19 protein-coding genes are annotated in these 22,560 nt (G+C 68.3%); 15 read left to right on the top strand and 4 right to left on the bottom strand.

Annotation, left to right across the window (positions count from 1 at the left end; translation table 11 throughout):
* Positions 1-96 precede the first annotated feature (96 nt).
* The 10 genes from DLM85_RS18590 to DLM85_RS18550 all read left to right on the top strand — a co-directional run bounded on the left by DLM85_RS18590 (position 97) and on the right by DLM85_RS18550 (position 12,784).
* Positions 97-1,437, top strand: coding sequence for a YCF48-related protein (locus DLM85_RS18590; protein WP_165822200.1), 1,341 nt, complete (start codon positions 97-99; stop codon positions 1,435-1,437).
* A 135-nt stretch (positions 1,438-1,572) separates the two neighbouring features.
* A complete protein-coding gene (locus tag DLM85_RS25570) occupies positions 1,573-1,725 on the top strand; it encodes a hypothetical protein (protein WP_165822199.1) in 153 nt (50 codons plus the stop codon).
* A 227-nt stretch (positions 1,726-1,952) separates the two neighbouring features.
* Positions 1,953-3,311, top strand: a complete 1,359-nt coding sequence (locus DLM85_RS25565) for an AAA family ATPase (protein ID WP_165822198.1) — start codon at positions 1,953-1,955, stop codon at positions 3,309-3,311.
* A gap of 250 nt (positions 3,312-3,561) precedes the next feature.
* A complete protein-coding gene (locus DLM85_RS18580) occupies positions 3,562-4,593 on the top strand; it encodes a 5-methylcytosine restriction system specificity protein McrC (RefSeq protein WP_111479664.1) in 1,032 nt (343 codons plus the stop codon).
* Positions 4,594-4,825: 232 nt separating this feature from the next.
* Positions 4,826-6,469 (top strand): TldD/PmbA family protein, encoded by a 1,644-nt coding sequence (locus DLM85_RS18575; protein ID WP_111479663.1) that lies wholly within the window; start codon positions 4,826-4,828, stop codon positions 6,467-6,469.
* Positions 6,470-6,524: 55 nt separating this feature from the next.
* Complete coding sequence (locus DLM85_RS18570) at positions 6,525-7,853, top strand: TldD/PmbA family protein (protein ID WP_111479662.1); 1,329 nt, start codon at positions 6,525-6,527, stop codon at positions 7,851-7,853.
* A gap of 179 nt (positions 7,854-8,032) precedes the next feature.
* A complete protein-coding gene (locus DLM85_RS18565; RefSeq protein WP_133257142.1) occupies positions 8,033-8,794 on the top strand; it encodes a hypothetical protein in 762 nt (253 codons plus the stop codon).
* Positions 8,779-9,465, top strand: coding sequence for a hypothetical protein (locus DLM85_RS18560; RefSeq protein WP_111479660.1), 687 nt, complete (start codon positions 8,779-8,781; stop codon positions 9,463-9,465). The genes DLM85_RS18565 and DLM85_RS18560 overlap by 16 nt, the downstream gene beginning before the upstream one ends.
* 179 nt (positions 9,466-9,644) lie before the next feature.
* Positions 9,645-11,291 (top strand): TldD/PmbA family protein, encoded by a 1,647-nt coding sequence (locus DLM85_RS18555; RefSeq protein WP_111479659.1) that lies wholly within the window; start codon positions 9,645-9,647, stop codon positions 11,289-11,291.
* Positions 11,292-11,458: 167 nt separating this feature from the next.
* Positions 11,459-12,784 (top strand): TldD/PmbA family protein, encoded by a 1,326-nt coding sequence (locus DLM85_RS18550; protein WP_111479658.1) that lies wholly within the window; start codon positions 11,459-11,461, stop codon positions 12,782-12,784.
* Positions 12,785-12,862: 78 nt separating this feature from the next.
* On the opposite strand, the gene DLM85_RS18545 is transcribed toward DLM85_RS18550, so the two are convergent.
* Genes DLM85_RS18545 through DLM85_RS18535 form a run of 3 tightly spaced genes read right to left on the bottom strand, consistent with a single transcriptional unit; the run spans position 12,863 to position 14,888 of the window.
* Positions 12,863-13,516, bottom strand: coding sequence for a porin family protein (locus tag DLM85_RS18545; RefSeq protein WP_165822197.1), 654 nt, complete (start codon positions 13,514-13,516; stop codon positions 12,863-12,865).
* A 56-nt stretch (positions 13,517-13,572) separates the two neighbouring features.
* Positions 13,573-14,244, bottom strand: a complete 672-nt coding sequence (locus DLM85_RS18540; RefSeq protein ID WP_111479656.1) for a porin family protein — start codon at positions 14,242-14,244, stop codon at positions 13,573-13,575.
* A gap of 14 nt (positions 14,245-14,258) precedes the next feature.
* Positions 14,259-14,888 (bottom strand): porin family protein, encoded by a 630-nt coding sequence (locus DLM85_RS18535; protein ID WP_111479655.1) that lies wholly within the window; start codon positions 14,886-14,888, stop codon positions 14,259-14,261.
* Between the two features lie 313 nt (positions 14,889-15,201).
* Here DLM85_RS18535 and DLM85_RS18530 point away from each other — a divergent pair, with 313 nt between their 5' ends.
* The gene (locus DLM85_RS18530; protein WP_111479654.1) at positions 15,202-15,825 is read left to right on the top strand and encodes a DUF4159 domain-containing protein; all 624 of its coding nucleotides are present in this window, start codon (positions 15,202-15,204) and stop codon (positions 15,823-15,825) included.
* 22 nt (positions 15,826-15,847) lie between these two features.
* On the opposite strand, the gene DLM85_RS18525 is transcribed toward DLM85_RS18530, so the two are convergent.
* Entirely contained in the window at positions 15,848-16,504 is a 657-nt protein-coding gene (locus tag DLM85_RS18525; protein ID WP_111479653.1) for a hypothetical protein, read from the bottom strand.
* Positions 16,505-16,717: 213 nt separating this feature from the next.
* On the opposite strand from DLM85_RS18525, the gene DLM85_RS18520 reads away from it, so the two are divergent.
* The 4 genes from DLM85_RS18520 (at position 16,718) to DLM85_RS18505 (ending at position 22,560) form a co-directional block, all read left to right on the top strand.
* A complete protein-coding gene (locus tag DLM85_RS18520; RefSeq protein ID WP_424321699.1) occupies positions 16,718-17,701 on the top strand; it encodes an AAA family ATPase in 984 nt (327 codons plus the stop codon).
* Positions 17,702-17,817: 116 nt separating this feature from the next.
* Positions 17,818-18,702 (top strand): DUF58 domain-containing protein, encoded by an 885-nt coding sequence (locus tag DLM85_RS18515; RefSeq protein ID WP_111479651.1) that lies wholly within the window; start codon positions 17,818-17,820, stop codon positions 18,700-18,702.
* A gap of 109 nt (positions 18,703-18,811) precedes the next feature.
* The gene (locus DLM85_RS18510; RefSeq protein WP_111479650.1) at positions 18,812-20,356 is read left to right on the top strand and encodes a BatA domain-containing protein; all 1,545 of its coding nucleotides are present in this window, start codon (positions 18,812-18,814) and stop codon (positions 20,354-20,356) included.
* Positions 20,353-22,560 (top strand): hypothetical protein, encoded by a 2,208-nt coding sequence (locus tag DLM85_RS18505; protein ID WP_111479649.1) that lies wholly within the window; start codon positions 20,353-20,355, stop codon positions 22,558-22,560. The genes DLM85_RS18510 and DLM85_RS18505 overlap by 4 nt, the downstream gene beginning before the upstream one ends.

Raw genomic sequence — 22,560 nt, 5'->3', positions numbered from 1 at the left:
GCGCTGAGCCACCGCGTGAGCCAACCTTTTATTCGCGAAATGGCCCCTGACCAAACAACGGCGGCTGTCATGCCGCGCTTACCTTATTCCATCTTCATGAAGTCATTCTTACTCGCTCTTCTCGGGCTGGGCGGCGCCAGCCTGACCGCCCAGGCCCAATGGGTAAACCAGCCCCTCAGCTTTGCCGATCCGGCCTCCCTGGCCGTGCACGTGCAGCCCGTCAGTGCCGGGACCGTGTGGATTGTCAGCGACAACTTCGACGTGTATGCGCCGCCGCAGCTGGCCCGCACCACCGACGGCGGCCAGACCTGGGCTATCAGCAACCTGCCGGTGCGCACTTCCCAGAAGGAGTACGCCACCGGCCTGAGCGCCGTGAGCCCCAGCCTGGCGTGGGTAGTCACTGTGCCGGCCGACAGCACCGGCAGCCGCATTTTCCGCACCACCAACGGGGGCCAGAACTGGACGGTGCAGGGCCGCGGCACCACTTTTACCAACCCGGCCAGCTACGCGACGTTCGTGCATTTCTTTTCCGCCACCGAGGGCGTGGTGGCCGGACAGCCGTTGCCGGGCAGCACCAGCATCGAGCTGTACCGCACCGCCGATGGCGGCCAGAGCTGGGCCGCCGTGGCCCTGCCCCCGATAGTGCCCACCGAGAACATAGTGGGCCAGCCGACTACCTACGCCAACTGCATCTGGTTTATGACCGATGAAGGACGGGTGTACCGTTCCGCCGACCGCGGCCAGACCTGGGCCGTCAGCGCGCTGCCCGTCAACGTAGAAGGCACCGGCCTGGCGTTCAGCGACGTTCAGCACGGGCTACTCTCGGTGCTCAACGAAGGCTCGACGGCCCACGCGCTGTTTCGCACCAGCGACGGCGGCCAGACCTGGGCGCAGGTGCCCTACAGCGGCCCGCTGCACGGCCTCGGCCTGGCCGCCCTGCCCGGTAGCGGCATGTACGTATCGACGGGCGGCGACCTGGGCAACGGGGACCAGGGCTCCTCCTACTCCAACGACCAGGGCCGGACCTGGGTGGCCATAGAAAGCACCATCAATCACCTGTTTCCCCGCTTCCTCAGCGCCTCGATCGGGTGGTCGGGCAGCTTCCGGGTGGCCGGAACGCGCCTGGCCGGCAACGGCGTGTACAACATTGCCAGCAACATCATCCTGGGTAGCCGCGCCGAAACGGCAACCCGGGCCGGCTGGCAAGTGGCGCCCAACCCCGCCGCCGGTGGCCGCACCACCCTGCAGGCCCCGCAGGCATTTGGGGCGGCCGCGCAGGTGCGCGTGCGCGACGCGGTGGGCCGCGTGGTGCAGCAACACCGCTGGAACGGCGGCGCCCCGCTGGCGCTGGACCTGAGCCGGCAGGGCGCCGGCCTCTACGTGGTGGAGGTGGCCGGCCCGGCCGGCAGTACCTACCAGAAAGTGCAGGTGCGCTGATCCAGGCAGCGCGCCGGCGCCCAAACGCTCCCCGCCAAGCTCGACGGTAACGACTGATGCTCAGCACCCAGGCAAAACACCCTTCGCGCTGGTGCGTACAGGCAGGCATGGTTTCACCCTAAACCAACCACGACCATGTCTGCTACCAACACGCCCAAAACGCCGCAGCACGACGATCCGGCCCGCAAAAAGCAGGAGGACCAGCGCCCGAATACCATTGAAGAAAGCCCCCAAGGCAAGAAAGTAACGCCCGATAAGGCCTACGACCCGCAGCGCCGCGCCAAGTAGCCGTGCGCCGGGCCGCTATTCCGCCCCGCTTCCTGGCAGCTGCCAGGAAGCGGGGCGGCTTTTTTGCCCCCGGCCCCGCGGGCGCGCGGGGCCGGGTCTGCGGCGGCTGCGCCCTCACGCAAGGCCCGCCTGCAAGCTGCGCAACAACGCCGCAATTGCGTCGCCCAACCTCCCGAAAACCGAACTACCAGCGCTTGGTTGGCGTTTTGCTCCTACCTTACCGCTGCATGTCCCCCACTCCCCCCGCGCCGTCCGCCGACCTTTCCGCCCTCACCCGGGAGCACGTGCTGCGCGCCCTGCGCCACATCGACCGCGCCGGGCTGGAGCTGCCGCCGAGCACGGTGTATGAGCTGGTGTACAAGGGCCGCCGCTACCCGCCGCGCCCGGTGGCCGAGCTGGCCTTGCGCCTGGCGTTAAAGCAGCCCGCGGCGCTGTTCCCACTGCCCGCCGGGGCGCCCACCAACCGCCTGCTGGAGCGCCTGAGCTTCACCGTCACCACCAAGCGCCCGGTGCTGGCCGGCTCGCCCCACGACGGCGACGTGGCCGCCCAGCAGGACATGCAGCAGCTTTACACCGGCGCCGAAGAAGAAGAACCCGGTGAGGCCGCGCCCTCGCCGAAGAAAGCGGCCAGGAAGGCAGCGGCGGTCGAACCGGGGCCGGCGCCCCAACCGGTAGTGGCCGAGCCGGAACCGGGCTACACGCCACCGGCCGCCCCGTACAGCCGCGCTGATGCCTTGAACGAGCTGTTCATCGGGGAAACCCGGCTGGATGATGCGCTGGCGGGGCTGGAGCGCAAGAAGAATCTGATTCTGCAGGGGCCGCCCGGCACCGGCAAAACCTTTCTGGCCCGGCGGCTGGCCTGGCTGCTGCTCGGCGCTCAGGACGAAAGCCGCATCGAGCTGGTGCAGTTTCACCCCAGCTACAGCTACGAGGACTTCGTGCAGGGCTTTCGGCCCGACGGCCAGGGCGGCTTCCGCCTTACCGATGGCGTGCTGCCCGAGGTGTGCCGCCGCGCCGCCCGGCAGCCGGAGCGCCCCTTCGTGCTGCTCATCGACGAAATCAACCGGGGGCACCTGAACCGCATCTTCGGGGAGCTACTGGTGCTGCTGGAGCCCGACAAGCGCGGCCCCCAGCACGCCCTGCGCCTGCCCTACGCCCCGGCCGCGGCCCCGCGCTTCTTCGTGCCCGACAACCTCTACCTCATCGGCACGATGAACACGGCCGACCGCAGCCTGGCCCCGCTCGACTACGCCCTGCGCCGCCGCTTCGCCTTCGTGCCGATGCAGCCGGAGTTCGGGGAGCCGCTGCGCCAGCTACTCACCCGGCAGGGCGTGCCCAAGGTGGTTGTGGCCCGCTTGCTGCTGCGCCTCAACGAGCTGAACCAGGTCATTGCCGACGACCCGGAGCTGGGGCCCGACTTCCAGCTCGGCCACAGCTACTTCTGCCAGCCGCCCCAGCACCCGGCCCAGGCCCCCAGCTGGCTGAACCTGATTCTGGAGCAGGAAATAGCGCCCCTGCTCGATGATTACTGGTTCGACCAGCCCAGCCAGGCGGCCGCGCATCGGAAGCGGCTGCTGTCGGCATAATTCGTTCTGACGGGTTTTAGCCCGCAGAGGGCGCGCAGGATTACGCTGAAGGCGCAGAGGCTGTCATCCTGCAAGCGAGAATGAAGGACCTTACCACTCCTGAACGGATAGCTCTAACGTGAAAAGGCCCTGCGCTACCCTCAGGATGACAGCGCCTAAAAATGTACCGTCCGGGCCACTTGCTAATCGTCCACAAAATCCGTGAACCGGAGGAAGGCGCCAGCCAAATCCGGATGAATCCGTCAAAGCCGTGGTCCCGATCCAAAACCTTTACTACCTGCTCTGCTACGCCTGGAACCGCCTGCCGGAGCCGGACGAGTGGCGGCAGGTGGCCGAGCAGGAATTTCACCGGCCGCTGGAGCTGCTCACCCAGCTGCTGCTCGTGGGCACGCGCCGGCTGCTGCAGCAGGGGCTGCCCTTGGGCTACGCCGAGCGCGAAGAGGAGCTGACGGAGCTGCGCGGCCGGGTGCTGCTCACCCCTACCATCACCCGCGACCTGCTGCGCCGGGGCCGGGCCGTGTGCGCCTACGACGAGCTGGGCCCGAATACCCCGCTCAACCGGCTGCTGGCCGGCACCCTCGACGTGCTGGGCCGCACCCGCCGCCTGCCCGCCCCGCTGCGCCAGGAAGCGCGCCGGGTGCGCAGCCGCTTCCCCGAAGGCATCGAGCCGGCGCCGCTGACCCGGGCGGGGCTGCGGGCCCTGCGCCGGCTGCGGCTGCCCGGGCCGGAGGGCTTTCTGCTCAACGTCTGCGGCCTGATTTACCGCACGGCCCTGCCCGATACCGACGCCGAGGGCCGCACCCGTTTCCACGATTTCCGCCGCGACGAGGTGCTGATGGCCGGCATCTTCGAGCGGTTCGTGCGCAACTTCTACCGGCTGGAGCAGCGCCGCTACCGGGTGCTGAGCGAAACCATCAGCTGGCAGGCCGAAGCCGACCGCGCCGAGGACCTGGCCCTGCTGCCGAGCATGATTACCGACACTTCGCTGGAGTCGGCGGAGCGCAAAATTATCCTTGACACCAAGTACTACGCGGCCGCCTTCAAAGCCCACCACGACCGGCAGCGGCTGATTTCGCCCCACCTCTACCAGCTTTTTGCCTACCTGCAGAACCAGGCTGCCCAAACCACCGTGCCGCTGGAAGGCGTGCTGCTCTACCCCGCCGCCGCCCACGCGGCCGATCTGCGCTACGTGCTGGGCGGCTTCCCGGTGCGCGTCGTCACGCTGGATCTGAACCAGCCCTGGCCCGGCATTGCGACTGATTTGCTGCGGCTTATCGAGTAGCAACTGCCTGTCATGTCGAGCGGAGCGAGACATCTGGGTGAAGACGTTCAACGACGTTGACCCAGATGTCTCGCTCCGCTCGACATGACACCCCCTTTGGTGCAATACGCGGGCCGCGTTTTATCTTTCTCCGGCAAGCCGGCCGGTGAATTGTGCAGCCCTGCCCGGGCGCCCGCGTCCCTTCCGCTCTCTTCCACTCCATCTCCCCTCTTCTCACCAAACTCCTACTCCTTTGAAAAGACGTGATTTTGTCGGGCTGACCGGCCTGGGGGTCGGCGCCCTGTTTCTGCCCGGCCTCAGCTTCGGCGGCACCACCGTAAATGCGGCCGAGCTGCTGAGCCCGCTCGACGCGGCCTTGAACAAGCGCCTGGCCGACGCGGCGCTGAACGCGGCCAAGGCTGCCGGCGCCAGCTACGCCGACGTGCGCATCGGCCGCTACCTGAACCAGAGCATCTTCGCCCGCGAAAAGCAGGTGCAGAACATCGTCAACGGCGAGAGTTTCGGGGCGGGCGTGCGCGTCATTGCCAACGGCACCTGGGGCTTCGCGGCCACCAACCAGGTGACCGAGGCTGGCCTGGCCAAAGCCGCCCAGACGGCCGTGCAGATTGCCAAGGCCAACGCCAAGGTGCAGAAGGAGCCGGTAAAGCTGGCCCCGCAGCAGGGCTACGGCGAGGTGTCGTGGAAGACGCCCATTCAGCAGAACGCCTTCGAGGTGCCGGTGAAGGACAAGGTGGACCTGCTACTGGCCGCCAACGCCGCCGCCCTCGACAACGGCGCCAACTTCGTCAACTCGTCCCTGTTTCAGGTCAACGAGCAGAAGTACTTCGCCAGCACCGACGGCAGCTACATCGACCAGGACGTGCACCGCATCTGGCCCACGTTCGGCGTGACGGCCATCGACCGGGCCTCGGGCAAGTTCCGCACCCGCGAGGCGCTGAGCGCCCCGATGGGCCTGGGCTACGAATACCTGGTGCCCAAGGCGGCCGATAAGATTGCCGGCCCCGGCGGCACCGGCCTCATCGGCTACAAGAACAGCTACGACATCCTGGAAGACGCCGCCCTGGCCGCCAAGCAGGCCAAGGCCAAGCTCACGGCCACTTCCGTCACGCCCGGCAAGTACGATTTGGTGCTCGACCCTAACCACCTGGGCCTGACTATTCACGAAAGCATCGGCCACGCCACCGAGCTGGACCGCGTGCTCGGCTACGAGGCCAACTACGCCGGCACCAGCTTCGCCACGCTGGACTGGAAAAAGCAGAACAAGCCCTACGGCTCCAAAATCGTGAACATCGTGGCCGATAAGACCCAGCCCGGCAGCCTGGGCGCGGTGGGCTACGACGACGAAGGCGTGAAAACCAAGCAGTGGGACATCATTCGGGACGGGATGCTGGTGGACTACCAGAAAATCCGCGACCAGGCCGCCATCGTGGGCCAGACGGAGTCGGACGGGTGCTGCTACTCGCAGTCGTGGCAGGACGTGCAGTTTCAGCGCATGGCCAACATCAGCCTCAAGCCGGGCCAGCAGAAAATGTCGGTCGACGACATGATCCGGGGCGTCGACAAGGGCATCTACATTGCCGGCCGCGGCTCGTTCAGCATCGACCAGCAGCGCTACAACTTCCAGTTCGGCGGCACGGTGTTCTACGCCATCGAGAAGGGCAAGATTGCCGGGCAGATCGAGGACGTGGCCTACCAGGCCAACACTCAGGAGTTCTGGAACAGCTGCGCGGCCATCTGCGACCAGTCGGACTACCGCCTGTTCGGCTCGTTCTTCGACGGCAAGGGCCAGCCCAGTCAGGTGTCGGCCGTGTCGCACGGCTCGGCCACCACGCGCTTCAACGGCGTGAACGTGATTAACACGGCCCGCAAAGTTTAATGTGGTTGAATGCCTCCCATTCCCGCACTATCCCCACATTCAGCACATTAACAGCATGATATTAAGCAAAGACGAAGCCCAGAGCATCTTGCAGAAGGTCTTGGGCTTCAGCACCGCCGATGAGTGCGAAGCCACGCTCAGCGGCACCACCGGCGGCAACATCCGCACGGCGCGCAACACGGTGAGCACCGCCGGCGCCATCGACAACGTGGCGCTGACGGTGGAAGCCCGCTTCGGCAAACGCGCGGGCATTGCCACCTGCAACCAGTTCGACGAGGCCACGCTGCGCCGCTGCGTGCAGCGGGCCGAGGAAATTGCCCGCCTCGCCCCCGAAAGCCCGGAATACGTGCCCATGCTCGGGGCCCAGCAGTACCTGAGCACGCCCGCTTTTGCCGCCAGCACCGCCGGCATCACGCCCGACTTCCGCGCCACCCAGGCCGGCAAGGGCATGGCCCTGTGCGAGCAGCGCAAGGTCAGCTCGGCGGCGTTCCTGGAAGACGAGGCCGGTTTCGTGGCCAAGCGCAACAAGAAGGGCCTGGAAGCTTACCAGCAGTTTACCAACCTGGATTACTCGGTGACGGTGCGTACGCCCGACGGTACCGGCTCGGGCTACGCCACGGCCGATTTCACCGACATCAGCAAGTTCGACGCGGGCCGGCTCACGCAGATTGCGGCCGACAAGGCCACCTCCTCGGTGGGGGCCAAGGCCATCGAGCCGGGCAAGTACACCGTGATTCTGGAGCCCGCCGCGCTGGTGGCCAACTCCGACGCTTCCCTGCTCGGGGCGCTGATGAACGCCTTCGACGCCCGCTCGGCCGACGAGGGGCGCAGCTTCCTCAGCAAGAAGGGCGGCGGCAACCGCAAGGGCGAAAAGCTCTTCGATGAGCGCGTGACCATCTACTCCGACCCGGCCAGCGCCGACATTCCCACCCTGGCCTTTGCCGGCGACGGGCGCCCGCGCCAGAAGGTGACCTGGATTGAGAAGGGCGTGGTGAAAAACCTGTTCAGCTCGCGCTTCTGGGCCCAGAAGCAGGGCATTCCGGATGTGCCCCCGCCCGGCGGCTTCATCATGACCGGCGGCACCCAGAGCACCGCCGATCTGATCAAGAGTACCCAAAAGGGCATCCTGGTGACGCGCCTGTGGTACATCCGCCCCGTCGACCCGCAGACGCTGCTCTACACCGGCCTGACGCGCGACGGGACGTTCTACATCGAGAACGGCAAGATCAAGCACCCGATCAAGAACTTCCGCTTCAACGAGTCGCCCATCATCATGCTCAACAACCTGGAGGCCATTGGGCGGCCCCAGCGCATCGGCGGCAACCTGGTGCCCCCGCTGAAAATCCGCGACTTCACCTTCACCTCGCTTTCGGACGCGGTGTAGGTTGCCGGCCTCCTTATTTCAAACTGCGCAACGTCCCCGTGGCCCCTGGCTGCGGGGACTTTTTTTGTGCGCGGCGGCCGAAATCCGCGCATAGAAGGGTACAGATCATACATTTAATGACTCCCTGACAACCCTCGACCGCATTTGAGTCTCGTACACCTACCGGTTCTTATATACCCGTGGCTATACTCCCCGTTACTCCTTACCGCCTGCTGGCCGGGTTGCTGATGGCGGCTCTGCCCTGCCTGGCCGTTACCTGCGAATTGGATGACATTCCGCCGCTCTGCCGGCCGCAGCGCTTGGGACGGCTAAAGCTACCGGCCCTTTCCCGCGCCTGGCTGCCCGCTGCCCCACCCGATTCGGTGCGGTTCGTCAACTCGCGGGGCTTCCGCCTGAGCCTGTACCGCGTGCCCGGCGTGGAAGCACCGGGCGACTCCGTACCGCTGCCGCCCTACAGCTTCCCCGATTACACGTCTGATTTGCTCCGCCCTGAGCCTGCGCCGGCCTGCGGGGAGTTTTTTCAGGCCGAGCGGCGGCGCCTGCGCTACGTGGGGCGCTACCTGCCCGTAGCCCTAGACTACGCCCTGGTACGCGACCTGAGCGGTTCGTATCCCGGCGGGCCCCTCAATGCCAATTCGGCCTACTTCCCGCTGCTGGCCGTAGCCGATACCCTGCCCGATGTGGTGGTAGTCAGCTTCAACGAACATGCCTTTGCCCGCTTTCCGGTGGTGCGTCGCCCGCTGCGGCTGCCCTTCGGCCCGGTGCGCTACGCCGATACGGTGCGGGTGGCGGGGCAATTGCTGCGCGGCGTGTACCAGTACGAACTGTCCACCTTCGGACTGAGCGCCGGCGCGGTGGCCCCGAGCCGGCTGTACTTCCAGCCCGGCCAGGGCGTGGTGGGTTTCACGTACACCAACGACGAGGAATGGGCGCGCTATTAACCGGCCTGCGCCGCGGCAGTCTGGGCCTGCTGCTGACGCTGAGCCTGAGCGCCCTGCGTTGCGGCCGCGACGACTGCAACGATGTGCAGATCCTGCAATTAGCGGCGCCCTACACCTCGTACTTCGGCCGTTTCCAGAGCGCACGCGTGGTGCCCGCCAGCAGTAGCAGCGGCCTGACCGACAGCTATACGGATGTGTACGTAGCCACCTACGGCGCGGCTTTTCCAATGCCGGAGCCCCGGGGCTGCACCAGCTACCAGAGCCTGGGGCGCAGCCTACGCTACCGCCCTAGCCTGTACCACCGCAGCTTCGTGGTATCGGTGGCGCAGTACCCCAATGGCCCGATGCTCATCGTGGAAGAACAGCTCAGCCCAGGCGCGAATAGCACCTCGGAGCTGTATTACCGGCTCGCCGAACAACGCCCCGACCCGGTGCAGTACTACGACCCCGCCACCCAGCGCACCGAGCAGTATGCCGACTTGCCCGATGCCCAAACCCTACTCAGCCTCACCGTGGCCGGCCGCAGCTATCAGCAGGTGCTGCGGCTGACCAACCCCTACGCCGCCCGCAACGGTGCCGCTTCGGCTGCTGTGGTCTATTACGTATCCCCCGAGTACGGCCTCCTCCGCTTCGAGCAGCGCGACGGCACCGTGTGGGACCTAACGCCCTGACGTGGCCCGGCTGTCCACTAACTTGATTTTTAGCCCGTCGGCCCGGCCGGTCGGGCTTTTACTTTATATTTCACCAACGCTATTTTTTTGCCGGCGCCCACCAGCCGGTGCAGCCCCGGCCGCGGCGCTGCCGCCCTTGCCTTTACGCTTCCTCTCTCCAACCAAAACCCTGCTCTATCGTGCAACGACGACACTTCGTGGGCCTGACCGGCCTTGCGGCCGGCGCCCTGTTTCTGCCGCGCTTCCCCGCCCTCAGCGGCACGCCCGTGGATGTGGCCGAGCTGCTGCGCCCCTTCGACGCGGCCCTGAACAAGCGCCTGGCCGACGCGGCCCTGAACGCGGCCAAGGCCGCCGGCGCCAGCTACGCCGACGTGCGCATCGGCCGCTACCTGAACCAGTACCTCTTCACGCGTGAGCGGCAGGTGCAGAACATCGTCAGCACCGAAAGCCAGGGCATCGGGGTGCGCGTCATCGTGAACGGGGCCTGGGGTTTCTGGGCCACCAACCAGCTGACGGAAGCCGACGTGGCCAAGGCGGCCACCACGGCGGCGCAGATTGCCAAGGCCAACGCCAGGATTCAGAAGGAGCCGGTGCAGCTGGCCCCGCAGCAGGGCTACGGCGAGGTGTCGTGGAAAACGCCCATTCAGCGCAACGCGCTGGAAGTGCCGGTGAAGGAGAAAGTGGACCTGCTGCTGGCCGCCAACGCCAAGGCCCTCGACGCGGGAGCCTCGTTTATCAACTCGGCCCTGTTTCAGGTCAACGAGCAGAAGTATTTCGCCAGCACCGACGGCAGCTACATCGACCAGGACGTGCACCGCATCTGGCCCACGTTTACGGTGACGGTGGTCGACAAAGCCTCGGGCAAATTCCGCTCCCGCGAGGCGCTCAGCTCGCCCATGGGCCTGGGCTACGAGTACCTGGTGCCCAAGGCGCAGGACAAAATCAAGGGCCCGGCCGGCACCGACGTCATCGGCTACCGGAACAGCTACGACCTGCTGGAAGACGCCGCGCTGGCGGCCCGGCAGGCCAAGGCCAAGCTGACGGCCCCGAGCGTAGTGCCCGGCAAATACGATTTGGTGCTCGACCCGGCCCACCTCGGCCTGACCATTCACGAATCAGTAGGGCACCCGCTGGAGCTGGACCGCGTGCTGGGCTACGAGGCCAACTTCGCCGGCACTTCCTTCGCGACCCTGGACTGGAAAAAGCAGGGCAAGCCCTACGGCTCCAAGCTCGTCAACATCGTGGCCGACAAGCTGCAGCCGGGCTCGGTGGGCGCCGTGGGCTACGACGACGAGGGCGTGAAAACCCGGGAGTGGGACCTGATACGGGACGGGCAGCTGGTGGACTACCAGAAAATCCGCGACCAGGCGCACATCGTGGGCCAGGACCACTCGGATGGGTGCTGCTACTCGCAGTCGTGGCAGGACGTGCAGTTTCAGCGCATGCCCAACGTGAGCCTGCGCCCGGGCAAGCAGAAATTGTCGGTCGACGACATGATCCGGGGCGTCGACAAGGGCATCTACATTGCCGGGGCCGGCTCCTACAGCATCGACCAGCAGCGCTACAACTTCCAGTTCGGCGGGCAGACGTTTTACGCCATCGAGAAGGGCAAAATCACCGGGCAGATCGAGGACGTGGCCTACCAGTCGAACACCCAGGAATTCTGGAACAGCTGCGCGGCCATCTGCGACCAGTCGGACTACCGCCTGTTCGGCACCTTCTTCGACGGCAAGGGCCAACCCTCGCAAAGCTCGGCCGTGGCCCACGGCAGCAGCACCACGCGCTTCAACGGCGTGAACGTGATTAACACGGCCCGGAAAGTCTGATTTAATGTGACAATGTGAGCAATGTGTAGGATGTGGAAAATGAGTTGCGCTACCGATGATGAATAAGACGCACTGCGTTGCATTCTGATTATACAACTCATTTTCAACCACATGCTACCATTTCTGGCACATTATCCACATTCCCACATTTTGCACAGTAGATACCAATGCCCATTATTCCCAAAGACGAGGCCCAGGCCATTCTGAAGAAGGTTCTGAGCTTCAGCACGGCCGACGAAGCGGAGGCCAACCTCTACGGCGGCACCCGCGGCAACGTGCGCTACGCCCGCAACACCGTCACCACCGCCGGCGGCACCGACAACGTGTCCTTGGCCGTGCAGGTGTGGTTCGGCAAACGCTCGGGCGTGGCCACCTGCAACCAGTTCGACGACGCGACGCTGCGGCGCTGCGTGCAGCGGGCCGAGGAAATTGCCAAGCTCGCCCCCGAAGACCCCGAGTACATGCCCCGCCTCGGGCCGCAGCAGTACCTGACGGCGCCCTCCTTCGCGGCCAGCACGGCCGGCATCACGCCCGACTTCCGCGCCCAGGCCGCCGGCGACAGTATCGCGCTGTGCGCGGCCAAGCAGCTCACGGCGGCGGGCTTTCTGGAAGACGGCACCCGCTTCGAGGCCATCCGCAACTCCAAGGGCCTGGAGGCTTACCAGCAGTCCACCAACCTCGACTTTTCGGTAACGGTGCGCACGCCCGATGGCACCGGCTCGGGCTACGCCGTGGCCGACTTCACCGACGCCGGCAAGTTCGACGCCAAGGCCCTCACCCAGCGCGCCGCCACCAAGGCCAGCTCCTCGGTGGGCGCCAAGGCCATCGAGCCGGGCAAGTACACCGTGATTCTGGAACCCGCCGCCCTGGTGTCGGACGAGGGGCTGATCAACCGGCTGGTGTACGCCTTCGACGCGCGCGAAGCCGACGAGGGGCGCAGCTTCCTGAGCAAGAAGGGCGGCGGCACCCGCAAGGGCGAAAAGCTGTTCGACCCGCGCATCAGCATCAGCATCGACCCGACCAACGCGCTGGCCCCCGGCGGCACCTTCGACAACGAGGGGCTGCCGGTGAAGAAGCTGCCCATCATCGAGAAGGGCGTGGCCAAAAACCTCTATTACTCGCGCTACTGGGCCCAGAAAAACAAAACCGAACCGACGGGCTTCACCGGCAACTTCATCATGGAAGGCGGCACGCAGAGCCTGGAAGACCTGATCAAGAGCACCCAGAAGGGCATTCTGGTCACGCGCCTGTGGTACATCCGCGACGTGGACCCGCAGACGCTGCTGGTGACCGGCCTGACGCGCGACGGGACGTTCTACATCGAGAACGGCAAGATCAAGCACCCGATCAAGAACATGCGCTTCAACGAGTCGCCGGTTATCATGCTCAACAACGTGGAGGCCATCGGCCGGGCCCAGCGCCTGGGCGGCAACCTGGTGCCCCCGCTGAAAATCCGCGACTTCACCTTCACCAGCCTCTCGGACGCCATTTAGCCTCCCCGGGTGCCCCCAGCAACACGCCCCGCCCTGCCAGAGCAGCGCGGGGCGTGTTGCCTGATGGCCGGCAATGCGCTATTTGCCCCCGAAGGCGTAGCCCAGCGAGAATTCCAGGCTGCGGTTGTGCAGCCCGCCGATGATGGAGTCGGAGTCGCGGATGGCGCGGGTCACGGGGTTTTTGTCGATGTCGGTGAGCCCGTAGTTGATGCGGGCGGCCACGATCAGGCCAAACGGCAGGTCGGCGCCGAGGCCGCCGCACAGGGCCAGGTCGTTTTTGTAGTCGTCGCGCACGTCCACTTTCTCGCTTTTGTAGCCCGACACGGTGGAGTACATAACCTGCCCCTCGCGCTGCGCGCCGAGCAGAAACCCGATCTGCGGGCCGGCCTGCAGGTTGAAGACCTTGCCCAGGTAGACCTTGGCCAGAATCGGCACGTTCAGGTAGTTCAGCTTGATCTGGCCCTCGAAGGGCACTGTGTTGACCACCCGCGTGTCGCACCCCTGCTGCGCGTACACCAGCTCGGGCTGCAGGGCAAAGCGGGCGGAGGGCCGCCACCGCACAAAGCCGCCGAGGTGGAACCCGTTCTTGGGCTCGGCCCCGGTGTTGATGGTGCCATCGAGCACGGCATTGGTCAGCCCGGCTTTGAGGCCGAACTGCGTGCCGGTCGTCTGGGCCTGCGCGGCGCCGGCCGCCAGCAGCGCGCCGGCAAGTAGACTGGTAATTTTGAACATAAGGAAACGAGAAAAATGCATTTCCCGGCAAGATAAGGCCGCTAATGACCCGGCCTTTACTGTACGGGCCGGAAACCGAAAAAGTAGCCCACCCCCAGCTGCACCGAGCGGTTGTAGAGCCCGCCGATGCCGCTGGCGCGGCGGGCCAGCTGGTCGACCTCGTTGTTGTTGATATCGGTGAAGCCGTGGGTGTAGCGCGCCGTCAGGGTGAGGCCCCGGGGCAGGTCGGCCCCGATACCGGCGCAGAACGCCACGTCGTTGCGGTAGTCGTCGCGCACATTGGCGTCGACGGTGGTGTAGCCGCGCATCGGGGAGTAGCTCACCTGCCCGCGGCGGCGGGCCGTAAGCAGCACGCCCAGCTGCGGGCCGACGTGCAGGTGCAGCACCGGGCCCAGGTACACCTTGGCCAGCACCGGCACGTTCAGGTAGTTCAACCGCACGCGGTTGTCGAAGGGCGTGCCCGCTACTTCGTACTTGCTGCGGCAGCCCTGCTGCGCAAACAGCGCCTCGGCCTGCAGCGCGAAGGGCGCGCCGGGCCGCCACTGCATCAGCACGCCGGCCGCCGCGCCCGGCCGGTGGCGGGCGCCCTCGTTGATGGTGCCCTTGAGCGTGGCCAGGCTCAGGCCGGCCCGCACCCCGAAGCGCAGCCCGGTGGTGGGGGCCTGGGCCCGGGCGCCGCCGGCCAGCAGCGTGCCGCTGAGCAGCAGCGCGGCAGTTGCGTTGTTCATACGCCGAGGGGCCACTAGCGCCCGCCGAACTTAATGGCCAGGTAGCCCTGGATGACGCGGTTTTTCAGGCGGGCGTCGTTCACCGAGCGAAGGTCGCGGTAGTCGGCCACGTCGTTGAGGCCCGCGTTGAAGCGGCCGCCCACGGCGAAGGTTTTGCCCAGGTCGATTTCGGCGCCGGCGCAGAGGCTGAAGTCCTGGCGCTTGAACTGATCGGTGACCTGCTGCTGCACCGAGCCGTACTCGGGCGCGCCGTTGCTGACGCTGACAACCTTGGTGCCCTTCTGCTCGGCCTGCAGCAGCACGCCGAACTGCGGCCCGCCCTGCAGGTGCACGGGGCCCAGCTTCAGGTCGAGCAGCACGGGCACGCTCAGGTAGTAGAGCCGGGTAGTGTAGTCCTCGTCGCTGGATTTGAACTCGGAGCCCTGCACGGAGTACTGCGCCTCGGGCCGCAGCGAGAGCGGGCCCACCAGGTTGTAGTTGTAGAACGCGCCCGCGTGCCACGACGTGTTGTAGCGGGTATTCTGCTGAATCTGCTCCCCGTCGAGCACGGCGGCATTCACGCCGCCCTTGATACCGAAGTACTGCGCCTGGGCGGCCGAGGCGGCTAGGGCACTCACGAGAGCGGACAACAATAGGCGTTTCATACGAAGACGGAAAAGAGGAAAATCACGGCAAGTTCCGGCGCCGGGGCGGCTCCTGCAACCACATCATGCGGGGCCCGGTCACTTCGACCGAACGCCGGCCGGCGCTGCCTCCGTATACGGGCGCCCTCGGCGCGGGGCCCGGCCGGCCGGTTTTTTGCCAGCCCGCTGAAAGCCAGCCGCCTGCCGGCCGGCCGGCGCCCCGCCGGACCGCGTTGCGTATCTTTTGCCCCGCCGACCCGGGGCCGCCGGCCAACCACCGTCCCGCTTTTGCGTCCTTGGCCCCGCCGACTACCTTCCCCGCGCTGCCCTCTTCATGCCCACGCCTTTCACCTTCGTGCGCCTCAGCTACCGCTCCGGCGACTGGGACGCCGTGGACGAGCGGATGCCCGCCAACCTGCTGCACTCCCTCATCGAGTACACTACCGTCAAGGTCAACCTCAAGGAAAAGGTGGTGGCCCTGGACTCGGCGGAGCTGTTTCAGTACCCGTTCTGCTACCTCTCGGGCCACCGGCTGGTGCAGTTCACGGCGGCCGAGAAAAAAAACTTCGTGCAGTACGTGCGCGGCGGCGGCTTCGTGTTCGTCGACGACTGCAACCACGACATCGACGGGCTGTTTGCCCGCTCATTCGAGGAGCAGATGCGCCAGTGCTTCGGCACGGGGGCGCTCAAGAAACTGCCCAACACGCACCCCATCTACTCGCAGTTTTTCACCTTCCGGGAAGGCCCGCCCAACACCAGCTTCGAGCTCAACGGCTGGGGCGACGACCTGGTGCACGACTACCTGAAAGCCGTGGAAGTCCGGGGCCGCATCGGGGTGCTGTACTCCAACAAGGACTACGGCTGCGAGTGGGACTACGACTTTCGCAACAAGCGCTTTTTGGCCGAGGACAACACCAAGTTCGGGGTCAATATTCTGCTCTACGCCCTGACGGCGTGAAGCCGCCCCGCCCGACGCCGGCCTAGAAGCACAGGCCCAGGGCCAGCCGCGCATCGAGGTTGACGGGCGCCGCCGCCAGGGAGGACTTGCGGTCCAGGTGATACAGCTTGGTTTCGGCGAAAGCGCGGTTTTTCCACACAAAAAACTGGTAGGAAGTGCCCAGGCTCATATCCAGCGTAAGCTGCGGCCGGCGCTTGGTCAGGGCCACTTCCACGCCCCCCATGCCCCCGGCATTTACCCGGTCGGCGCGCGGGTGGCGGCCGTCGACGGTGGGGAGTTCGGTCGGCCAGCTCAAGCGCCGGTAGCCGAGCAGCGGCGCCCAGTACAAGGAGCCCGGGCGGCGGTTTTCCTCATCGAAAGCCAGTTCGTGAAACCGGTATTGCAGGGTGAAGCCTTCCACGAGCCGGGGCCACCGCCCCCCGCGGTGCAGCCAGTCGAGCTGCAGGCTGCGGCGCGCCGAGAAATAGTACTGCCCCGACACCAGCCAGTGCAGGCGTACGGGAAAGGCGCCGTGAAAAGCGTCTTCGGCCGACGCCAGCGCAATCAGTCCCGGCCGCAGCGCATCGGCCTTGACCAGGAACCGGCCCCGCATCGGGTCGGCGGCGGGCGGCTGCGCCGCGGTGCCCAGCGGCAGCACCAGCAGCCCGCCGCCGAGTAACGATATAATAAGCTGTTGCATCGGGAGGGTTGCGCGGGCGTCCGCGGGTAATTGTAAAGTGGCCCATCCGGCTCGTTTCGGCTCGTAACTTACCAAGGCGCGGGGTGCGGTCCGGCCCAATAGTAGGGAAATTTGGAGCTTTTATTTGCGCTGATCTGGCTTGAATATCGTTTGACGACGCAGCTTTCCCCCCGATTTTCTGACTTTGCAGCACCCGCTGGCCCTAACGCTCTGATCCGCTTGACCGAACCCGAACTCCACCGCCTGCTCGACAAACTGCCCCGCCTGCGCCAGGAAATCGGCAAGGTCATCGTGGGCCAGCACGAAGTACTGGACGAAGTGCTGGTGGCCCTGCTGGCCGGCGGCCACGCCCTGCTGGAGGGCGTGCCCGGCCTGGCCAAAACCCTGCTGGTGCGCACCCTGGCCGCTGCCACCGACCTTACGTTCCGCCGCATCCAGTTCACCCCCGACCTGATGCCCACCGACATTCTGGGCACCGAGGTGCTGGAGGAAGACCACGCTACCGGCCGCCGCTCCTTTCAGTTCATGCGCGGGCCGGTGTTTGCCAACCTCGTGCTGGCCGACGAAATCAACCGCACGCCGCCCAAGACCCAGGCCGCGCTGCTGGAGGTAATGCAGGAATTTGAGGTAACCTACGCCGGCCAGACGCACCCGCTCCCTGACCCGTTTTTCCTGCTGGCGACGCAGAACCCCATCGAGCAGGCCGGCACCTATCCGCTGCCCGAGGCCCAGCTCGACCGGTTCCTGCTCTACATCCGCATCGGCTACCCGACGGAGCAGGAGGAGCTGGCCATTCTGCAGGGCACCACCGGCACCGGCGGGCAGCAGCCCGAGCCGGTGGTGGGGGCCGCGGAGCTGAGCCAGCTGCGCCGCCTGGTGCGCGAAGTCAGCATCAGCCCCGAGCTGCTGCAGTACGTCACGCGCCTCGTGCGCGCCACCCGGCCCGATGGCTCCCCGGTCAAATTCATCCAGGACTACGGCCGCTGGGGCGCCGGCCCCCGCGCCGGGCAGGCGCTGGTGCTCTGCGCCAAAGCCCGCGCCCTGCTCCACGGCCGCTTCGCCGCCACGCTGGAAGACGTGCGCCAGCTGGCCGCCCCGGTCCTGCGCCACCGCCTGCTGCTGAACTTCCAGGCCGAGGCCGACCGCCTCACCCCCGACGACGCCGTGGCCGCGCTGCTGCAGGCAGTGAAATGGTGAGATGGTGAACTGGTGAGTGTCGTTCTGCTTGCGTAAGCCGCGTAGTCTGCGCCATCAGCTCATCAAACTCACCAGTTTACCAGCTCACCACCTCACAACTTCACCATCCCACCGTTTTGCTCGACGCTGCCGCCCTGCTCGCCCTTGGCAACCTGCCCCTGGTGGCCCGGCTCATGGCCGACGGCGCCCAGGCCGGGCTGCACCCCAGCCGGCGGCGCGGCGCGGGCCTGGAGTTCAGCCAGTACCGCCCCTACCAGCCCGGCGACGATTTGCGCCGCCTCGACTGGCGCCTGGCCGCCCGCTCCGACCGCTACTACCTGCGCGAATCGGACGTGGACACGCGCCTGACGGTGCGCTTGGTGCTCGACGCCAGCGCCTCGATGAACCACGTCGACGCCGCCGGCGTGAGCAAGCTGGCCTACGCCCGGCTGCTGCTGGCCGGCCTCGCCCACGTGGCCCAGCAGCAGGGCGACGCCCCCGGCCTCTACGTGCTCGGCCCGGCCGGGCTGCGCACCATTCCGCCGCGCGCCGACGCGGGCCAGCTGCCGCGGCTTTTTCACGCCCTGGCCACCACCACGGCCGCCGGCCTGCTGCCCGCCGACACCGCCACGGCCGGGCCGCTGCTCAGCCGCCAGGGCAACACGCTCACGGTCGTCGTGTCGGACTTCTACGACCTGGAGCCGACCGCCCCGCTCGACCGCCTGCTCACCCAGCTGCGCGCCGCCGGCGGCGACGTGCTGGCCCTGCACCTGCTGGCGCCCAATGAGTTGACCCTCGATTATCCGGCGGCGGCCACTCTCGAAGACCTCGAAACCGGCCAGCGCCTGCAGCTCGACCCGGGCCAGCGCCCCGCCTACCAGCAACAGCTGCAAGCCTGGCTGCGCCAGACCGAGCAGGCCATCCGCGGCCACGGCCTCGACTACCACCGCCTGCTGACCGACGAGCCGCCGGCCGTGGCCCTGCGCACGGTGCTGCGCCGCCGGCAGGGCGCGGCCCGCTGAGCGCCTCCCGGATGTAACGGCCGACGCCTATTTTGCGGCGGCCACTGCCCCAAGCAGCCCCGCCCGCCGCGCGGCCGTCTGTCCTCCCCCACTGTTCTTCACCGCCCCTTTGCTGTTCTTCGCCAATCCTGCCGCCGTGTGGGCCCTGCTGGGGCTGTTGGTCCCGCTGGCCATCCACCTCTGGAACCGGCGGCCGGGCCGCGTGGTCCCGGTGGGGGCGCTGCGCTGGCTCACGGCCGGGGCCAACCGCCGCATGCGCCGCCTGCACCTCACGCAGTGGCCCCTGCTGCTGTTGCGCCTGGCCGTGGTAGCGGTGCTGGCTGCGGCGCTGCTGGGGCCGCGCTGGCCGCGGCCGCTCCGCCGGGCCCGGCCGCAGGTGCTGGTCAGCCCCGAGGTGCTGGGCTCGGCGGCCTGGCCGCTGCTGCGCCCCCGGGTGGATTCGCTGCGCCGGGGCGGGGCCGCGCTGCGCCTGTTTGGCCCCGGCTTTCCGCCGCTCCCCGATTCGACGGCCGCCCGCCTGCAACGCCGGCCAGCCGCCTCCCCGGATTCCGCCGTTGCGGCCGACTGGTTCTGGCCCCGGGCTGCCGAAGCTGCCGACAGCTTCCCGGACCAGCCGCTGTACCTGTTCACCACGGCTTCGCTCGCGCATTTCAGCGGTTCGCGCCCGGCCCTGCCGGCCCGGTTGCGCTGGCAGCTGCTGCCGCCCGACGCGGCCCCGCGCCCGTGGCTGCAGGCCGCCGCCCGCCCCGCCGCCGATTCGCTGTGGCTGACCATCGGGCGGGGCGACGCCGCCGGCAGCAGCTTCCGCCGCCAGCGCCTGGCCTGGCCCGGACAGCTGCCGCAGCAGCTCCGCGCCCCGGGCTTGCTGCCGCACCAGCTGCGGCCCGACGGAGCGGGGTTTGTCATTCAGGTCATCGATTCCCCGGCGGCGGCCGTGCCGGTAGCGCGGCCGTTGCGCATCGGCCTCGGCTACGACCACTCCCGCCGCACCGACCTGCGCTACGTGCAGGCGGCGCTGCGGGCCGCGGCGCCGGCGCTGCCGGCCGGCCTGCGCCTGAGCACGCGACCAGCCGCGCAGGCCGCCGCCTTCGCGGCCGACTCGCTGGACTGGCTGCTGTGGCTCACCGATGCGCCGCTGCCCGCGGAGCTGCGCCGGCAGGTGCCGCGGGGCCTGCAAGTGCTGCACGACGCCCCGGGCCCGGGCCGCGCCGCGCCCGCCACCGTGGCGTTCGATGACCTTTCGGAGGCCACCACCCGCCTGCTGCGCCGCGGCGCGGCGCCGGCCGGCACCACGCCGCGCTGGCTCGACGCAACCAACCAGCCCGCGCTGAGCTGGCGACGCCGCGGCCGCGGGGCCGATTTCTACCTGCTCACCCGCTTTCACCCGCAGTGGAGCACCCTGCCCGACGACGGCCAGCTGCCGGCCCTGCTGCTCACCCTGCTCGACCCGCCAACGGGCCCGGCCCGGCCGGAGGCGCGCAGCCTCGATGCGCGGCAGCTCACGGCCGGCTCCGCCCCCACGACGGCCGCGCCCGCAGGAGCCGCACGGCCCGGCTTCCGCGACTTGCGCCCCTGGTTTGCCCTGGCGGCCGGGCTGCTGTTCGGCCTTGAACGCGTACTGGCTTCGCGCCGCCTTTCCCGCCCCGCCGCATGACGCCGACTCCCTCTACGCCGGTGGCGGCCCGCCTTGTCCTGCAGCGGGCCCGGGGCCGCTACCGCACCCAAACGCAGCTTTCCCTGTGCCTGCTGACCGCCGCCGCGGCCTGGGCCCTCACCGGCGCCTATCACCGCTGGCCGCCGCAGCTGCCGTTGCTGCTGGGCATTGGCACAGCCGGGCTCGCGCTGCTGGCCGCCGCGCTCTGGCCGCTGCGGCGCGTCGATGCGGCCTGGGCGGCCCGGCGCCTCGACCGGCATTTTCCGGAGCTGGAAGACAGCACCGGCCTGCTGCTGACCGAGCCGGCCACCCTGCTGGGGCAGCTGCAGCAGCAGCGCGTGGCCGAGCGGGTAGTGGCGTTGCCGCTGGCCGCCGCCCTGCCCGGGCCGTGGCGGTGGCGGTTGCTGCCGACGGCCCTGGTTGCCCTGCTGGGCGCGGCCTTGTGGCAGTGGCCGCCCGTCGCCGCACCGGCGGCCCCGAACTTGGCCCCCCACTTCCCGTCGGCGCCGCTGCCTCCTGCCGCAGCGGTGCCGGCCCCGCGTCTGCTCGGCACCGCGGTGCGCATCGTGCCGCCCGCCTACACCCGGCGGGCCGCCGCGGCTGCGCCGCAGCTGTCGTTTCGCTGCCCCTACGGCTCCTTGGTGCGCTGGACGCTGCGCCTGAGCGGCCCGGGGCCCGCGCCGCAGCTGCTGCTGGCGGGGCAGCGGCCGGTGTCGTTTCGGGCCGTGGCCGGCCAGGCGGCGACCTACGTGGCCGAGTACCGCTTCACCCGCTCGGCGCTGTACCGCCTGCAAGTGGCCGGCCGCCCGTCCGACGACTACGCGGTGGACGTGCAGCCCGACGCGGCCCCGACGCTGCGCCTGCTGGCCCCGCGGCCCTACACGCTGCTTGAGCGCCGCCAGCCGCCCGCGGTGACGGTGCGCACCGAGCTCCGCGACGACTACGGCCTGACCCGGGCCCGGCTGGTTGTCACCACCGCCCAGGGCACGGGCGAGGCGGTGAAGTTTCGCGAAGTGGTAATGGACCTCAGCCCCGGCCTGCGCAGCCAGCCCCGGCAGCACCGCACCGCCACCATTCTGCGCCTGCCCGCCCTCGGCCTCACCTACGGCGACGAGCTGTACGTGTACGCCGAGGCCTGGGACGCCGCCGGCCACCGCACCCGCACCGATGCCGCCCTGGTGCAGTGGCAGGACACCGCCGCCACGGCCGACGACGTGGCCGCCATTTCGCTCGGCGTCAACCAGATGCCGGCTTATTTCCGCAGCCAGCGCCAGATCATCATCGATACCGAGAAGCTGCTGGCCCAGCGCCGCACGCTGCCCCCGGCTGAGTTCCGCGCCCGCGCCAACAGCCTCGGCGACGACCAGAAAATCCTGCGCCTCCGCTACGGCAAGTTTCTCGGCGAGGAAGGCGACCATGCCATGACCGAAGCGGCCCAAACCCTGCCCATTGCCGAAGACGATTCCGCCGAGCCCGCCGCCCACACCGACGACGACGGGCACGACCATCACGCCGCCGCGCCCACGGCCGAAGGCGGTCTGCCCACCGCCGAAAGCCTGCTCACGCCCTACCAGCACCTGCACGACGACGCCGAAACCGCCGGTTTTCTTGAACCCCAGGTGAAAGCCAAGCTGCGCGCCGTGCTCAGCCAGATGTGGGACGCCGAGCTGCGCCTGCGCCTGGCCCAGCTGCCCGAGGCTCTGCCCTACGAAAACCGCGCCCTGCGCCTGCTCAAGCAGGTGCAGCAGCAGACGCGCCTGTACGTGCGCAAATCGGGCGTGGAGCTGCCCCCGCTGCCCGAAGCCGAAAAGCGCCTCACCGGCGACCTGAGCAAGGCCGCCGCCCCGCGCCGCCAGGGCCAGCAAACCGTGTCCGAAACCCACCTTGCCATCCGCCGCGCTCTGCCGCTGCTGGCCGCCTACCGCGCCGGGCGGCGCCCCGCCCCGGCCGACCTGGCCCGCCTGCGGCCCGCCGGCCAGGATCTGGGCAGCGCCGCCCTGCGGGAGCCCGGCCGTGCCCTGCCGGCGCTACGCGCCTGGCGCCGGCTGCTCGGCCAGGTGCAGGCCGCCCGGCCCGCAGCTCCCGCCGACCTCGATGCCGTGGAGCGGGCGCTGACGCAGCTGCTCCCGCCTCCTACGCCCGCCCCCCAGCGCGCCCCCGCCCCGCCGCTGGCCCGGCGGTATTTCCAGGAACTCAGCCGCTGA

It is taken from the genome of Hymenobacter edaphi (assembly GCF_003258365.1).
Taxonomy (GTDB): domain Bacteria; phylum Bacteroidota; class Bacteroidia; order Cytophagales; family Hymenobacteraceae; genus Solirubrum; species Solirubrum edaphi.
This window is presented reverse-complemented; position numbering and strand designations above follow the sequence as displayed.

What these genes read in the sequence shown, in the direction of transcription:
- DLM85_RS18590 (WP_165822200.1), top strand. Translation starts at nt 97, where the DNA reads ATGAAGTCATTCTTACTCGCTCTTCTCGGGCTGGGCGGCGCCAGCCTG.
- DLM85_RS25570 (WP_165822199.1), top strand. Translation starts at nt 1,573, where the DNA reads ATGTCTGCTACCAACACGCCCAAAACGCCGCAGCACGACGATCCGGCC.
- DLM85_RS25565 (WP_165822198.1), top strand. Translation starts at nt 1,953, where the DNA reads ATGTCCCCCACTCCCCCCGCGCCGTCCGCCGACCTTTCCGCCCTCACC.
- DLM85_RS18570 (WP_111479662.1), top strand. Translation starts at nt 6,525, where the DNA reads ATGATATTAAGCAAAGACGAAGCCCAGAGCATCTTGCAGAAGGTCTTG.
- DLM85_RS18560 (WP_111479660.1), top strand. Translation starts at nt 8,779, where the DNA reads ATGGGCGCGCTATTAACCGGCCTGCGCCGCGGCAGTCTGGGCCTGCTG.
- DLM85_RS18550 (WP_111479658.1), top strand. Translation starts at nt 11,459, where the DNA reads ATGCCCATTATTCCCAAAGACGAGGCCCAGGCCATTCTGAAGAAGGTT.
- DLM85_RS18545 (WP_165822197.1), bottom strand. Translation starts at nt 13,516, where the DNA reads ATGTTCAAAATTACCAGTCTACTTGCCGGCGCGCTGCTGGCGGCCGGC.
- DLM85_RS18540 (WP_111479656.1), bottom strand. Translation starts at nt 14,244, where the DNA reads ATGAACAACGCAACTGCCGCGCTGCTGCTCAGCGGCACGCTGCTGGCC.
- DLM85_RS18535 (WP_111479655.1), bottom strand. Translation starts at nt 14,888, where the DNA reads ATGAAACGCCTATTGTTGTCCGCTCTCGTGAGTGCCCTAGCCGCCTCG.
- DLM85_RS18530 (WP_111479654.1), top strand. Translation starts at nt 15,202, where the DNA reads ATGCCCACGCCTTTCACCTTCGTGCGCCTCAGCTACCGCTCCGGCGAC.
- DLM85_RS18525 (WP_111479653.1), bottom strand. Translation starts at nt 16,504, where the DNA reads ATGCAACAGCTTATTATATCGTTACTCGGCGGCGGGCTGCTGGTGCTG.
- DLM85_RS18505 (WP_111479649.1), top strand. Translation starts at nt 20,353, where the DNA reads ATGACGCCGACTCCCTCTACGCCGGTGGCGGCCCGCCTTGTCCTGCAG.